The organism is Companilactobacillus farciminis KCTC 3681 = DSM 20184, assembly GCF_002706745.1.
GTDB classification, from domain to species: Bacteria; Bacillota; Bacilli; order Lactobacillales; family Lactobacillaceae; genus Companilactobacillus; species Companilactobacillus farciminis.
Map to the genome: position 1 here is coordinate 2,119,098 of NZ_CP017702.1, position 15,030 is coordinate 2,134,127.

Annotated in this window: 13 protein-coding genes; 2 read left to right on the forward strand and 11 right to left on the reverse strand. The window is 38.0% G+C overall.

Annotated elements, in window-relative coordinates:
- Positions 1–29: 29 nt before the first annotated feature.
- The 11 genes from dusB to pth form a co-directional block, all read right to left on the reverse strand.
- The gene (gene dusB, locus LF20184_RS10535) at positions 30–1,034 is read right to left on the reverse strand and encodes a tRNA dihydrouridine synthase DusB (protein ID WP_010018502.1); all 1,005 of its coding nucleotides are present in this window, start codon (positions 1,032–1,034) and stop codon (positions 30–32) included.
- 69 nt (positions 1,035–1,103) lie between these two features.
- On the reverse strand, positions 1,104–1,985 hold the full coding sequence (gene hslO, locus LF20184_RS10540) for an Hsp33 family molecular chaperone HslO (protein WP_010018500.1): 882 nt from the start codon (positions 1,983–1,985) through the stop codon (positions 1,104–1,106).
- 56 nt (positions 1,986–2,041) lie between these two features.
- Positions 2,042–4,222, reverse strand: coding sequence for an ATP-dependent zinc metalloprotease FtsH (gene ftsH / locus LF20184_RS10545; RefSeq protein WP_010018499.1), 2,181 nt, complete (start codon positions 4,220–4,222; stop codon positions 2,042–2,044).
- Between the two features lie 82 nt (positions 4,223–4,304).
- Entirely contained in the window at positions 4,305–4,850 is a 546-nt protein-coding gene (gene hpt, locus LF20184_RS10550; RefSeq protein WP_010018498.1) for a hypoxanthine phosphoribosyltransferase, read from the reverse strand.
- Positions 4,847–6,172, reverse strand: a complete 1,326-nt coding sequence (tilS, locus tag LF20184_RS10555) for a tRNA lysidine(34) synthetase TilS (protein ID WP_010018497.1) — start codon at positions 6,170–6,172, stop codon at positions 4,847–4,849. Before tilS ends, hpt begins: the two co-directional genes overlap by 4 nt.
- Positions 6,173–6,228: 56 nt before the next feature.
- Positions 6,229–6,642 (reverse strand): S1 domain-containing RNA-binding protein, encoded by a 414-nt coding sequence (locus LF20184_RS10560; protein ID WP_010018495.1) that lies wholly within the window; start codon positions 6,640–6,642, stop codon positions 6,229–6,231.
- Between the two features lie 23 nt (positions 6,643–6,665).
- Positions 6,666–7,055 carry an FtsB family cell division protein gene (locus LF20184_RS10565; protein ID WP_010018493.1) on the reverse strand — a complete coding sequence of 130 codons (390 nt, stop codon included), beginning with the start codon at positions 7,053–7,055 and terminating at the stop codon, positions 6,666–6,668.
- A 98-nt stretch (positions 7,056–7,153) separates the two neighbouring features.
- A complete protein-coding gene (locus LF20184_RS10570; RefSeq protein ID WP_010018492.1) occupies positions 7,154–7,393 on the reverse strand; it encodes an RNA-binding S4 domain-containing protein in 240 nt (79 codons plus the stop codon).
- A gap of 2 nt (positions 7,394–7,395) precedes the next feature.
- Positions 7,396–8,955, reverse strand: coding sequence for a putative polysaccharide biosynthesis protein (locus LF20184_RS10575; RefSeq protein WP_010018491.1), 1,560 nt, complete (start codon positions 8,953–8,955; stop codon positions 7,396–7,398).
- A 1-nt stretch (position 8,956) separates the two neighbouring features.
- Complete coding sequence (gene mfd / locus LF20184_RS10580) at positions 8,957–12,481, reverse strand: transcription-repair coupling factor (RefSeq protein ID WP_010018490.1); 3,525 nt, start codon at positions 12,479–12,481, stop codon at positions 8,957–8,959.
- 23 nt (positions 12,482–12,504) lie between these two features.
- Positions 12,505–13,062, reverse strand: a complete 558-nt coding sequence (pth, locus tag LF20184_RS10585) for an aminoacyl-tRNA hydrolase (RefSeq protein WP_010018489.1) — start codon at positions 13,060–13,062, stop codon at positions 12,505–12,507.
- Positions 13,063–13,208: 146 nt separating this feature from the next.
- On the opposite strand from pth, the gene LF20184_RS10590 reads away from it, so the two are divergent.
- Complete coding sequence (locus LF20184_RS10590; protein WP_010018488.1) at positions 13,209–14,192, forward strand: L-lactate dehydrogenase; 984 nt, start codon at positions 13,209–13,211, stop codon at positions 14,190–14,192.
- A 119-nt stretch (positions 14,193–14,311) separates the two neighbouring features.
- A complete protein-coding gene (gene cbpA / locus LF20184_RS10595) occupies positions 14,312–14,974 on the forward strand; it encodes a cyclic di-AMP binding protein CbpA (protein WP_010018486.1) in 663 nt (220 codons plus the stop codon).
- Positions 14,975–15,030 lie beyond the last annotated feature (56 nt).

A 15,030-nucleotide genomic window follows, 5' to 3' on the forward strand; every position in this document is an offset into this window, starting at 1 on the left:
TTTTCGTTACTCAAAATTTTTCCCCCTGTCTACTGATTTTTTGTAGATTTCGCTTCTCTTGCTTCATAACTTTCAACAAATTGATCTAGCGTATCGAACACTGCTTGCATGGAGTCTTCTTCCATTACTTTAGCACGAGTTCTGACTGCACGGGGAATCCCCTTTAGATAATATGCTGCTTGTTGACGAAATTCTGGAACACCAACATGCTCACCTTTTAAGTCTACCAGACGTTGGAGTTGAAGTTTAGCTATATTAATTTTTTCTGCCACAGTTGGCTCTGGTAAAAGCTCGCCTGTTTCCAAATAGTGGTTCATGGCATTCAATCTCCACAAATTGCCTAAGACTGCTCGACCAACCATCACTGCATCAGCTCCGACTTGATCCAACATGTATTTAGCATCTTGTGGCGTTTTGACATCACCATTGCCCATGAAAGGAATCGAAACTCTTTGAGCTACTTCATTTAAAAGTTCCCAATCAGAATGTCCAGAATACATCTGAGCTTTCGTCCGGCCATGCATAGCAATTGCACTAGCTCCAGCTTCTTGAGCCGCCAAAGCATTTTCAACAGCCAAGATATGATCACTGTCCCAACCAGTCCGCATTTTAACCGTTAAAGGCTTATCAATTGCTGAACTGACCGCCTTAACAGCTTCATATAGTTTATCGGGATCTTGTAACCAGGTAGAGCCAGCACCTGTTTTAGTGACTTTTTTGACGGGACATCCCATGTTGATATCAATAATATCAGCACCAGTATTCTCAGCCACGAATCTAGCCGCATTGACTAATGTTTCTTTATCGCCACCAAAAACCTGAATACTTACGGGATGTTCTTTAGGATCAACGAAAAGCATGCCTAAAGTTTTAGCATTATGATACTTGATACCTTCGCCACTGATCATTTCACAAACGACCAAACCGGCACCAAACTCCTTAGCTGTCACTCGAAAAGCAGAATTAGTAACACCTGCCATTGGGGCAACGACAATTTGATTCGGTATCGTCACATTGCCTATTTTCCATTCCATACGTTTACCTCTGATCATTTCCTACAACGTCAAATAATAACAAATTATCTATTAACATGGCAAATATGATTAACCTTGTTGAGCGATAATTTCCTTTAGGTCAGCTTCACTAAATTGATACTTGTTGCCACAGAATTTGCAGACTGCTTCGGCACCATGATTTTCTTTGATCATATTTTCCAATTCGGATTTTTGCAAAGTAGCTAATGATTTAGAAAATCTTTCTTTAGAACAATCACACTTGAATTGAACTGGCATTTCTTCCAAGTATTTCATTTCAATGCCGTTCATAACTTTTTCCATAATATCCTTGTTGCTCAAACCTTCGTTTAACAACGTTGACAAATTAGGAATAGTCTTCAAGTTAGCTTCGATTTTGGCAATATCTTTATCACTTGCACCGGGAAGTGTTTGGACTAAGAAGCCACCAGCGGCACCAACTGTCTCGTTAGGCGTAACAAAAACTGAAACGCCGATAGCTGAAGGAATTTGCTCGGATTTAGCCATGTAGTAAGCAAAGTCCATGCCGATCTCTCCTGAAACCAAAGGAACTGAACCTGTAAAAGGAGCTTTTAAATGTAAATCTTTAGTGATACTTAAAGTACCATCTGTACCAACAGCCGCTTTGACATTGATATGACCGTCTTCTCTAGCCTTCAAACTGATGTGTGGGTTAGTAATATAACCTTTGACATCACCTTTGGCATTGGCATCAACTACGATGGCACCAACTGGACCATTACCTTGAATACGAGTTGTTAATACTTCGTCTTCTTTCAAAGTTGACGTTGCAACAAGCATTGAACCAATCAAAGTTCTTCCTAAAGCAGCACTGGAATTTCTCCAAGTATCATGTCTTTGTTGAGCTTCTTGAACGGTTTGTGTGGCATTAACAACGTAAGCTCTAAACTTACCGTTAGTTGAAACAGCTTTTGTTAATGTATCTGTCATATTTATTTCCTCCGTTCAAAAAAGCGACTCCATAAGAGTCGCTTTTTCTTATATTATTAATTATCACTATTATTATCTTTATTGCTATCTGAATTACTATCAGAATTTTCTGTTGAATCGTTTGTATCAGATGAATCAGCCTTAGGTTGATCATCTTTTTCTGAAGGGAATGTTGTCTCATCAGGAGTTGTTTCTGACTTAGCATTTTCTTCTTTGTTTGATTCTTCAGATCTTTGCTTAGCGGCATCTTTTGCTTCAGCAGCTTTCTTAGCTTCTTCAAAAGTAGCAGCACTTTCGCTTGGGAATTCTTGGTTAGCATCATTAGCAGGCATCTTACCTGTCTTGTACAAGCTCAAGATTTCCTTTTCATCAAGTGTTTCGTACTTCAACAAGGCTTCGGCAATAATCTTGTGTTGTTCACGATGTGTTTCAAGAATCTCTCGAGCACGTTCGTGATCTTCATCGATAATACGTTTAACTTCTTGGTCGATAGCTTTGGCAGTGTCTTCAGAATATGAAGGCAATTGACGATAGTTACCACCACTGAATGGTTGTCCATTCTTTTCAAGTTGAACGGTACCAAGCTTGTCTGTCATACCATATTCAGTAACCATAGTACGAGCAATTTGAGTAGCTTGCTCAAAGTCATTTGAAGCACCGGATGATGGTTGGCCAACAATCAACTCTTCAGCCGTACGTCCACCAAGCAAACCAGTAATTTGTTCATTCAATTCTTTCTTAGTAGCAAGGTTTTGGTCATCCTTAGGAAGCATGATAGCATAACCGCCGGCACGTCCACGAGGAACGATTGTAACCTTTCTAACTACTCGAGAATCACTCAAGACCAAACCAATCAAAGCGTGTCCAGCTTCGTGATAAGCAACCGTGTGACGTTCTTTTTCAGGAACAACACGATTTCTCTTAGCAGGACCAGCAATAACACGGTCTTCAGCTTCATCAAGGTCAGTTGGGTCAATCTTTTGCTTACCACGTCTTGCAGCAACTAAGGCAGCTTCGTTAAGTAAGTTTTCAAGATCAGCACCAGCAAAACCTGGAGTTTGTTGAGCAATAGCTTTCAAATCAACATCGTCTGTGAATGGCTTATTCTTAGCATGAACCTTAAGAATAGCTTCACGACCCTTGACGTCTGGACGACCAACAAGGATCTTTCTATCGAAACGACCTGGACGTAGTAACGCTGGATCAAGTACATCGGAACGGTTAGTAGCAGCCATAACGATAACACCTTCGTTACCAGTAAATCCATCCATTTCAATCAATAATTGGTTAAGCGTTTGTTCACGTTCATCGTTACCACCACCGGTACCGGAACCACGTTGACGACCAACGGCATCAATTTCATCGATAAAGATGATTGATGGGGCGTCTTTTTTGGCGTTTTCGAACAAGTCACGAACACGTGATGCACCAACACCGACAAACATTTCAACGAAGTCTGAACCAGAGATTGAATAGAACGGAACTTTAGCTTCACCAGCAACAGCCTTAGCTAGCAAAGTTTTACCAGTCCCGGGAGGACCCTCAAGAAGAACACCTGATGGGATTCTGGCACCCAAGGAAACGAATTTTCTTGGATCTTTTAGAAATTCAACAACTTCAACAAGTTCTTGTTTTTCTTCTTCAGCACCGGCAACATCAGAAAATCTAACTTTATTTTTCTTAGGATCTTCAGGTTTAACCTTGGATTTACCAAAGTTCATTACACGGTTAGCACCGCCACCTTGGCCTCCTCGACCCATCATTGCAAAGATTATAAAGAAGAATAATGCAAACGGAACAATCACCGTCAAGATCAAAGAGATCCATTGACCGGACTGTGATTTAGGAGCCGCAGTCGTCTTAACTCCCTTAGCAGTCGCAGCGTTATTGATTCTCTTCAACGTATCATTGTTAGGCAAAACAGTTGAACTAAATGAAGTTACTTCACTAGAACCTGTATTTTGAGAACGGCTAAATAATGACACTGAACGTGTAGTATCAGCCTTTTGAGCTTTCTTGTATTCACCAGTAACTTGATAAGCTCCTCCGATAGGTTCCAATTTGAAACTCTTCACTTTGCCTTGCTTCAATTGTGAGATGAATTGGTCTTGGCTTAATGTTTTTGATTGGTCTGAGGATTGACCACCAGCAAACCAACTTGCTGCAAGAACCAAAACAACAAAGAGCAAGATGTAAAACAGGCTATTATTAATTAACCTATTTCGATTATTTTTCATACATTTCCTCCTAATTACTTAGACGTTACATATTGTAACATTGGTGAACATTAACACAATAATAATTGTAACTCTATCTAAATTATTTTGTACTATATACCTCTGACTTTAAAACTCCAACATAAGGTAAATTACGATATTGTTCATTATAATCCATTCCATAGCCAACAACGAATTCATCTGGAATTTGTACACCAATGTAATCGACGTCAACATGTTTGATTCTTCGAGCTGGTTTATCTAAAAACGAAACGATCTTAATTGAGTTAGCATGTCTAGCATTGAACAACTCAGTCAATCTGTCTAGCGTGTAGCCGGTATCGATAATATCTTCAACGATGACCACATCACGCCCACGCAATGGCGTATCCAAATCCTTAATGATTCTAACGTCACCGGTCGACATTGTATTTTCGCCACCGTAACTGGAGACGTCCATAAAGTCATATTCCATTTTAATATCGATATTTTTAACCAAGTCCATCATAAACATCGCTGCACCACGCAAGATACATACAAACAATGGATTCTTACCACGATACTCCTCAGTTAATTCTTTTCCCAAACGAGCATTAGCCTTTTGGATCTCTTCTTTCGAAACCAAAATCTTTTCGATATCTGAATTCATTCTTTTACCTCAACAAAGTTAATTTTGTAATGTTTATTACCTTTTTTTAAATAATCACTCATATTATAAATTTTTTCAACCCAAACTATCTGATTATCAAATAATAAAACTAAATAATTTTTACGTTCATATTCTGGTATTTTTTCATTAATAAATCGTTTGCTTAATTTTTGATGCAAGCCATTCGACAATAATAATTTATCCCCGTCACGCCGAGTTCTTAACGTAATTTTTTGAGGGATTTTGTCAACAATTAAGCTACCTGAATCGTCATCCGTAATCTTTAGTTTCTTACCATTAAAGGTAACGACTTGATTTAGTTTAACATCAATTGCTTCCAGATTAGTCTGTGTAGCTCTTTTTATAACAAATTGATCGTAAGTACGGATAAAAAGCCAAGAATCTTCTAAATCAACTGAGGCATTGCTATTATCACCAACTAAAACTTCGATGATTTGGTCTATCTGGCGATTGCTGATGGAAATATCTAATTGTCGCTTCGTAAAGAAATTGCCCCAGAACAAAGTCTGCTGGTCTTTATCCAATGACAACACGGGTTTTATCTGACCGATAATTTGTCCAGAATTTTCTTTTAAGTCCATAGCTTGTTCGATAGTGACAAATTGCTTTTTGGCTAAATCGATCAAAGCCGTCAACTGCTGATCAAAAAAACGAAAGTGACTCAAGAGTTGGCCGTTTTCTTTTTGCAATTCTGGGAAAATATTATTTCTTAAACGATTGCGCATAGTTATGTTATCAAAGTTAGTTTCATCTTGAACATGATTTATATCATGGATATCCGCATATTCTGCTAACTGACGCTTAGAAAAATCTAACAACGGACGCACGATCTGACCACTTCCAAAAGGACGTTGCTCCTTTAAACTAACGACCTCATAAGCGTTGCCTGAACGAATCAACTTCATCAAAATATTTTCTGCCAAGTCATTATTGTGATGGGCTGTCAGCAAGGTATCAAAATCTTCTTTTATCATGACCTTTCGAAAAAAATCATAACGGAAGTTTCTGGCAGCGGCTTCCATCCCAATGTCTTTAGGCTTCTGACGCCATTTGGTCGTGAAAAATCGATAACCATTTTCAGCACAATAATTTTTGACGAAGTTTACTTCACTGGCACTCTCTGGTCGCAAGTTGTGATCAACATCAACTATGGCAAAATCGTCTGGCTTCAACACCCGACTGACAACGTGCAACAAAACCATCGAGTCCACGCCTCCAGAAACTGCCACTAAAACTTTTTTTGCTTGATAGTGTTGGAGTCTTTGGCGCAAGGTTCCCAATAATTTATTATCTAATTCCATACTTGCCTCCACTGAAATAAAAAAGGTTGAGACTAAGTCCCAACCATATAAAATTATTAGCTACGGCGTCCGCCACGACCACCACGTTTACCTTCAGTGTTTTTCTTCAAGATACTTAGTCGTTCTTCACTTTCTTTCATGAAGCCTGACATCATATCGTCAAAACTCTCTTGCTTGCGTTGTGGCTTTCTTTCATTACGTTCGTGTGAACGGTGTGAATGATACTTTGGCTTAGGTTTATCTGACGCCTGTTTAATTGAAAGTGCAATTTTATGATTTCTTTCACCAAGAACTAAAACTTTCACTGTATCGCCAATGCTTAGCACATCATGGATATCCTTAACGTATCCATCGGCAATTTCACTGATGTGCACCATTCCGCTTTGTCCTTCTCCTAGGTCAACGAATGCCCCAAAATTTGTAATTCCAGTAACTTTGCCTTCTGTTTTAGCTCCTACTTCAACTGTCATCTAATTAAAAAAAATTCCTTTCCCTATTTTTGAATCGTAGTGGTCTTCACATCATCTGGCAAATTATAAATTTGTTCGCCCGGTTTGCTATACATGTACTTTTCACGAATATATTTTTCCAAATAGTTCGTGTTATGAAGTTGACTGACCTCAAGCTTCAAATCCTGTTGCGTGGATTTTTGTTTGTCTAGCTTTTGTTTGCCAACTTCAATCTGTTCCATTGTATTGGTGTAAGTTCGGTGCGCATTAAAAATCTGAACGCCAAAAACAGTCAAAATAATCACGAAAATAATTCCTATCATCAAAATCCGTCGACGATGAACTTTTTTGACGTAATTATTGTGATGATTAGGAGTTTGAGATTTTTTTGGCTGTAAGACTGAAACGTTGGAATTTAATTTACGTACTTCCATACCACTACTCCCCTAGAAATGATTACCTTGAGTATAACAAGTTTAAGCAATTATTTGAATAATAAAATTGTTAATTTTAATCTATTTCTAATTTTTAATTAGACTTCTTCGTACATATCAGCTGATTCATTTTTCTTGGTTGTATCTTTAGTGTTAAGAACTCTAATCTTCATAGTTCTTTCTCCGAAGTGTAATTCTAATACATCTCCAACTGCAACGTCAGTAGACGATTTGGCGACACGTCCATCGATAGTAGCACGACCGTTGTCAGCAAACTCCTTAGCTACAGTTCTTCTCTTAATAATACGACTTACTTTTAAAAACTTATCTAGTCTCATAATTAATCCTCAATTTTCATAAATTTAGTGAGATATTTACCCATTGGTAAAATTTCCCATTCTTCTTTGGTCAGCATCCGCCAACGTTTGGATAGTTTCAAATAAACCAACGCTCCAATAGGAATAGCAATAATATTTAAAATCACGCTATGACCTCTCGTCATCGTTGTTCCAACAGCAAATAAGCTGACGACAATTTTGACGATAATGGCCATTACTAGTCCCGCTCTGATCAAGTTAAAAATAAATTGCTTGTCTAACGATAAAAATTCACGATTAAAACCATAAATAATTAGGATTCCAAACAAAATAACACATTCACTCAAGACAGTAGCCATCGCTCCACCAGCAATACCGTATTTAGGAATCAAAATAACGTTCAAAGCAGCTTTAGCCACTAACGACATCCCAAACAGTACCAGCTTGTGAAGGTTTTTTTCATCATCGCTACTAGTAATAGCAATCAATAAATTGATCAACGATACGATCAAAATCGATAACATATAAATGCTCAAAGTCTTTGAACCATTCATATCAGTAAATAGCATCGTGTTAATCTGTGGCATCAAAGCAATCAATCCAGCAGTTTCTGCCACTGACAGCCACAGACAGACTCGAACCATCTTTTGAATCGTTGATTGATTTTGTTTTACCTTATTAGTCTCTTTTAACTGTGGCATGATCGTAGACACAAACGACAGTGAGATAACGATACCCAACTGTAAAAGCGGCTGTCCACGATCAAAGATTCCTTTTTGAATTTCTGCTTGCGTCAGAGAAATCCCTGAATGCATCAATAAACGCAGCATTGAGAAGGAATCGATGAATTGATAAAAAATCGTAATTCCTGTAAAGACGACGATCAACAACACTTCTAATGCCAATCCATGCTCCAGTTTGATTTTTCCATCACTGGCAACTTCTTCAATCTGGTGGTGCTTTTGAAAAGTTTTCAACAAGATAACCACTGCCAAAATCCCACCGATAAAAGCACCGGCATTAGCAATTGAACCCATTTGGTAAACGTTCAAGATACCATGTCCGAACAAAACAGCACTCGTAATAATAACCACGATCCGCAAGAATTGTTCACTAACTTGTGAAATAGCACTCGGTGTCATCAATAGATCACTTTGGAAATATCCACGTAAACTAGCTTCAAAAGGCACTAATAAAAATGTCAAAGCGACCATTCTAACTTCTAAGTAGAGTTGTGGATCTCCCATCAAGAAAGCTAAATATCGTGACGACATCCACAACAATCCCGTGATGACGACACAACTCACCGATAAAATCACAAAGGTTTTTTTCAATAAATTGTGCTTAGCAGCCAGGGAATCTTGTTGTGCAAAAGCCTTCGAAATCACCACTGGCAAACCAGACAAAGCTAAAACCGAGAATATCCCGTAAATTGGATAAACTTGTTGATAAATAAAATAACCACGATCCCCAACAATGTTTTGCAATGGAATCCGATAAATGGCACTCAATAATTCAGAGAACAATGAGGCAATAGTCAGAATCCAGGTCCCCTTAATAGCCCTAGACACTTCTTTTTGCATATTAATTTTTAATTTTTTCTTTCTTTAATTTATCAAAACCTTCAGCCATCTTTTGGGCAAAAGTTTCAAGTTGTTGGAACCATTCAGACTTATCGACACTCTTTGAATCTAAAGTCATTTTAAATTCATCATTCTTATCGCTGACTTTAGCCTTCATCGTTGTGTTGCTCAAGAACTTAAAGACTAAATCTCCAGTCAGATAATCGTTAGCCTTTTTATCGAATTTAATCGTAATAAAGCCGTCTCTCATAATGGCACTCTTAACTAATGACTCATCGAATGAATTCTTTAGCAAACTAATATCTAACAAATTAGCGACTTCTTGTGGATATTTACCAAAACGGTCCAATAATTCTGACTTAACTTCTTGATAATTTTCCAAAGAATCAATCTGTCTAATTCGTTTGTACAATTCAACCTTTTGACGTTGATCACTGATGTAGTCATTTGGTAAATAAGCTTCCAAGGACAAATTAACTTCTGAGTTAGTCTTCTCAGCTTTTGTATGTCCACGTTTTTTGGCAACGGCATCATTTAGCATTTGCGTATATAAGTCAAATCCAACCGAATCAATGAAACCGTGCTGTTGTTTACCTAACAAATTACCAGCTCCACGAATGGACAAATCACGCATCGCTATCTTGAATCCAGAACCTAATTCCGTAAAGTTCTTGATAGCTTCCAGACGTTGTTCACCGACTTCTGTCAAAACCTTATTTGGACGATACATCAAATAGGCATAGGCGACTCGACTCGAACGACCCACTCGACCTCTGATTTGATAAAGCTGTGACAAACCGTAACGGTCCGCATTTTCAACGATCAAAGTGTTGGTATTAGGCATATCGACACCCGTTTCGATGATAGTCGTCGTTACCAAAACATCATATTCACCATTCAAATAGTCAGCAATTACGCCTTCCATCTGAGTTTCGTTCATTCGTCCATGAGCAGTTGCAATTCTTGCGTCAGGCACTAGAGCTTGTAGTTGTTCAGCGACTTGATCCATATCTTCGACTCGATTGTGCAAATAAAAGACTTGTCCACCACGAGCCATCTCTCGTTTGATAGCACCAGCAATAACTTCGTAATTTTGTTCCATCACATAAGTTTGGACTGGATAACGATTGCTAGGAGCCGTCTCAATCAAGGAAAGATCACGTACGCCTAGCATTGACATATTCAAAGTTCTGGGAATTGGTGTGGCGGTCAAAGTCAAGACATCCACATTAGCTTTTAGTTGTTTGATTTTTTCCTTGTGCTTAACGCCAAAACGTTGTTCCTCATCAATGATCAAGAGACCGATATCGCTGAACTTAACATCCTTTGACAACAAGCGATGAGTTCCAACGACGATATCTAATTGACCATCGGCTAATTGTTCGATTGTTTCCTTACTTTGCTTTCTAGTTTGGAAACGTGACAAAATACCGATATTGACAGGAAAGCCTTCAAAACGTTCTTTCATAGTTTCGTAATGTTGTTGAACTAACAAGGTCGTTGGTGCTAAGAAAACAACTTGCTTACCTGCTTCAACGGCTTTAAAAGCAGCTCTCAAAGCGACTTCAGTCTTACCAAAACCAACATCCCCAACTAATAAACGATCCATTGGATGAGGTTTTTCCATATCACGTTTGATTTCATCGATTGAGCGCAATTGATCTGGCGTTTCTGGATAAGGAAAGGCATTGTCGAAATCGTGTTGCATTGAATCGTCTTTTGGAAAGGCAAATCCTTTTTCAGCTTCACGTTTGGCATACAAGTCAATCAAATCATCAGCGATATCTTCAATATTGGACTGAACTTTGCGCTTAGTCTTTTGCCACTCGTTACCACCTAATTTATTGATTTTTGGTGATTTACCTTCAGCAGAAACGTACTTTTGTACCATGTCCAACTGCGTAACGGGAATGAACAGACGACCATCATCGCGATATTCGATTGTAATGTAATCTTGATGCTTGCCGTCAACTTCCATCGTCTGCATACCGATAAACTTACCAATACCATGGTTGACGTGGACAACATAGTCGCCTGGTTTTAATTCGTTATAACTCTTCAATCTCTCCGCATTCGCCAAAGTTTGGTGACGACGTTTCTTAGGTTGACGATTGAAAAGCTCCTTTTCTGTAATTACAGCCAATTTTTCTTCCGGCATTTCAAAACCAGAGCTCAAACTAGCATTCATAATTTGCGTTTGATCAGCAATCACTTTGTCTTCAGTCGTCAAAGTAGCTTTGATACCAAAATCAGTCAAAGTATTGTTGATAGCATCGATTCTTTTCTCATTGCTGATAGCTAAAATCACTGTATATTCTTGCTTTTGCCAACGCTCTACTTCGGATTTTAAGAGTGGCATTTGACTGAAGAATTGTTGCATCGAACGTACAGAGACATCTTGCAATTGATTCAAGCGCATTCGGCCCATTCCTTGTTGAAAGGCTGACAAATACACTTGTCCATGCAAATCGCTCTTAATGTTCTCCACAAAATCTTGACGAATTTTTTGTTCTGGCAAAGCCTTGCCGTATTCCAATTGACTAGCTAACCAAGATTCATTTTCGGCCCGATTATCATTGGATTGTTCAATCAAACGATTGTATTCATCAAAAATCACTAAATCATCAGCCGATAAATAATCCAATAAGCTATCTGGTTGGTCAAAAATATAATCAGCAATTCGGCCGATATTTTCTGGACGCATTCCTTCTGACAATTCAGCAATTGTCTGTCCAAAAGAAATCTCCAAATTATCTTTGATATCTTTATCGTCAGTTGATTCCAGCTGCTTTTGATAACTCTTTTGCAATTTATCTAAGGCCTTAATGACTTGTTCATCAGTCACGATTCGATCCTTAGCTGGCAATACTGTTATTGTTTCTAACGTATCCATACTGCGTTGCGTTTCAGTATCGAAATACTTAATCTTTTCTACTTGATTACCGAAGAAATCAATTCGTACTGGATTATCGACCGTTAAAGGATAAATATCGACGATGTCCCCACGGATGGCAAAATCCCCAGGTTTAGCGACCAATTTTTCTTTAACGTAGCCCATTTGGACGAATTCTTGATTCAAATCTTCCAAATCATATTCTTCATCAACTTTAATCTTTAATTGAGCTGACTTGAATAATTCTGGTTTTGATAATTCATATTCTAATCCGGATACTGATGTCACAAGGATTCCTGGCTCATCGCTGATCAAAAAACTCAAAGAATCGATTCTTTGGCTCAATTCATCAGGTGAACTAGTAGCTATTTCAGTGGAAATTGACTCTTCAACTGGAAAGATGTGGACAATATCGCTGTCTAACAAATTCAAATCATCATAAACTTTATTGGCATGGAAATTAGTATTTTCCACGATCAATAATTTCTTACCCGTTTTCCTTAATGCTTCCAATGCAAAAAGGGAAATTGTTGATCCCGTCAAGCCAGTTAAGACGTTTTTGGTCTCTGGCTTAACTTGATTAATAAATTCCCCAAGGTCGAGCTTATTCGTTATGAAATTTATTAAATTCAATTTTTGCCCCCTTTTTAGTAATTCTAATTGTATTTATTCATTAATTGATCAGCAGTACTGCCACTGACCCAATCCTTAACCATGTCAACGGCTTTATCGATTCCAGACAAAGCTACTGGCTCTTGATCCTTAGAAAATGGTGTCAAAACCCAGTTGACGACAGTTTGTTTATCAGGATGTTGTATACCAATTTTAATGCGATCGAAGTCTTTGGTACCTACAGCTGAAATTATACTCTTAATACCATTATGACCACCAGCAGAACCCTTCGTTCTTAAACGAACTTTACCGATTGGCATATCAAGGTCATCTTGAATAACCATCAATTCATCAGTTCTAATTTGGTAGTAGCCCATCAAAAACTTCACCGCTCTACCTGATTCATTCATAAAAGTTAAAGGTTTAACAAGGAAAACTGTCTCGCCATCAACTTTAAATTTGCAGTATTCTGCTTCAAAATCTTTTTTCATTTGTGTTTGACCGTATTCATCCATCAATCTATCGATGGTCATAAAACCCATATTATGCTTTGTACGATCGTATTTCTTACCTGGATTACCTAAGCCAACAATTAGTTTCATATTATTAATACCTCATTTCGAACTTACATTATATCATTTAAAAAATACTAAATTTTCACTTTTTTCACAATCAGCTTGTTTATTTACCCAAATTATTTGTATAATGGGTCAGGAACATATTATTTTCGAAGGGATGATATTTTATAATGACAACTCCAACAAACGAAAAGAACCATCAAAAAGTACTTCTAGTTGGTGACGGTGCCGTAGGTTCAACATTTGCTTACGCCATGACACTTCAAGGTATTGCACAAGAACTTGTTATCTGTGATATCGCTAAAGATAAGATCAAGGGTGATGCAATGGATCTTGCTGATGCAATTCCATTCTCATATCCAAAGAACATTCACGCTGGTGAATATTCAGATGCTAAGGATGCTGATATCGTAGTTATCACAGCCGGCGCTCCACAAAAACCAGGTGAAACAAGACTTGACCTAGTTAACAAGAACTTGAACATCTTGAAGACTATCGTTGATCCTATCGTTGAATCAGGATTCAATGGTATCTTCGTAGTTGCTGCTAACCCTGTTGATATCTTGACATACGCTACTTGGAAACTTTCAGGCTTCCCTAAGGAACGTGTAATTGGTTCAGGTACATCACTAGATACTGCTAGACTACAAAAATTCGTTGGTGAAGAATTAAACGTTGACCCTCGTTCAGTTAATGGTTACATCATGGGTGAACACGGTGATTCAGAATTCGCTGCATGGTCACACTTAACTGTTGGTGGCGTTACAATGGCAGAATGGATGGAAAAACACCCAGAAATCACAAAAGATACTCTAGACAAGATCTACAAGAAGACTGTTAACGCAGCTTACGACATTATCAATACTAAGGGTGCTACATTCTATGGTATCGGTACTGCTCTTGCTAGAATCTGTAAAGCATTGCTTGCTGACGAAAGCACAGTATTGCCATTATCAAACATGATGACTGGTCAATACGGCGTTTCAGACATTTACATTGGTTCACCTGCAATCATCAACCGTAAAGGTCTACAACAAATCATCGAAGTTCCATTGAACGATGAAGAATCAGCACAAATGAAGAAATCAGCTGCAGAACTTGAAAAGATCCTTAAGGATGGATTCGAAGCAACTGGTATCGAAGGTCGTCAATAATCTATTGATTACCGTTTAAAAAAAGCTTGAGACAAATGAATAATTTGTTTCCAGCTTTTTTTTTATCCCGAAGTACTGTATTATTAATTCAATTATAGTTTGATTGGATGTGAATATATATGTTAGTTAAATCACTTGTACTAAAGAAAGATAAGCTTACTACTGTCAAAGAAACAGTTACACTTGAAGAAGCCTTGAAGGTCCTAGAAGACTCAGGTTACCGTTGTGTGCCAATTTTGGATGAGAGTGGACAAATATTTAGGGGGAATATTTACAAGATGCACATCTATCGTCACAAGTCACGTGGTGGCGACATGAACTTGCCTGTAACTACCTTGATGAAAAATGCTACTAAGACTATCAGCGTGGATTCACCATTCTTCAAAGTCTTCTTCAACATCAAGGATCTTCCTTACATCGCCGTTCTAGATGAAAACAATCTCTTCTACGGTATTCTAACTCACTCAAGACTCTTGAGTATGTTGTCAGATGCTTGGAACCTTGATATCAGTAGTTACGTTCTAACTGTCAGTTCCTCTGGCGACCGTGGCGATCTTGAAAAGATGTCTAAAATTTTTGCTAAATATGTTTCGGTGGCTGCTTGCATGACTTTGGATGCCAAATCAAATGAAGTAGTCCGCAGAACCCTCTTCACATTGCCATCTGGAACTGATATTGAAACATTAAAAGAAATTATTAAACGCCTCGAAAAGAAGAGTTTTGTTGTTTCTGAAATCGATGATTTAAAATCAGGTAAAATTCTCGACAAAAATACATTATAATAATAGTGTTGCTTACCAAAGTTGATTTAATTTTTTAATTGTTTACGCAGCAAACA

Coding starts and splice junctions, on each gene's coding strand:
- dusB (WP_010018502.1), bottom strand. CDS start 1,034: ATGGAATGGAAAATAGGCAATGTGACGATACCGAATCAAATTGTCGTT.
- hslO (WP_010018500.1), bottom strand. CDS start 1,985: ATGACAGATACATTAACAAAAGCTGTTTCAACTAACGGTAAGTTTAGA.
- ftsH (WP_010018499.1), bottom strand. CDS start 4,222: ATGAAAAATAATCGAAATAGGTTAATTAATAATAGCCTGTTTTACATC.
- hpt (WP_010018498.1), bottom strand. CDS start 4,850: ATGAATTCAGATATCGAAAAGATTTTGGTTTCGAAAGAAGAGATCCAA.
- tilS (WP_010018497.1), bottom strand. CDS start 6,172: ATGGAATTAGATAATAAATTATTGGGAACCTTGCGCCAAAGACTCCAA.
- LF20184_RS10560 (WP_010018495.1), bottom strand. CDS start 6,642: ATGACAGTTGAAGTAGGAGCTAAAACAGAAGGCAAAGTTACTGGAATT.
- LF20184_RS10565 (WP_010018493.1), bottom strand. CDS start 7,055: ATGGAAGTACGTAAATTAAATTCCAACGTTTCAGTCTTACAGCCAAAA.
- LF20184_RS10570 (WP_010018492.1), bottom strand. CDS start 7,393: ATGAGACTAGATAAGTTTTTAAAAGTAAGTCGTATTATTAAGAGAAGA.
- LF20184_RS10575 (WP_010018491.1), bottom strand. CDS start 8,955: ATGCAAAAAGAAGTGTCTAGGGCTATTAAGGGGACCTGGATTCTGACT.
- pth (WP_010018489.1), bottom strand. CDS start 13,062: ATGAAACTAATTGTTGGCTTAGGTAATCCAGGTAAGAAATACGATCGT.
- LF20184_RS10590 (WP_010018488.1), top strand. CDS start 13,209: ATGACAACTCCAACAAACGAAAAGAACCATCAAAAAGTACTTCTAGTT.
- cbpA (WP_010018486.1), top strand. CDS start 14,312: ATGTTAGTTAAATCACTTGTACTAAAGAAAGATAAGCTTACTACTGTC.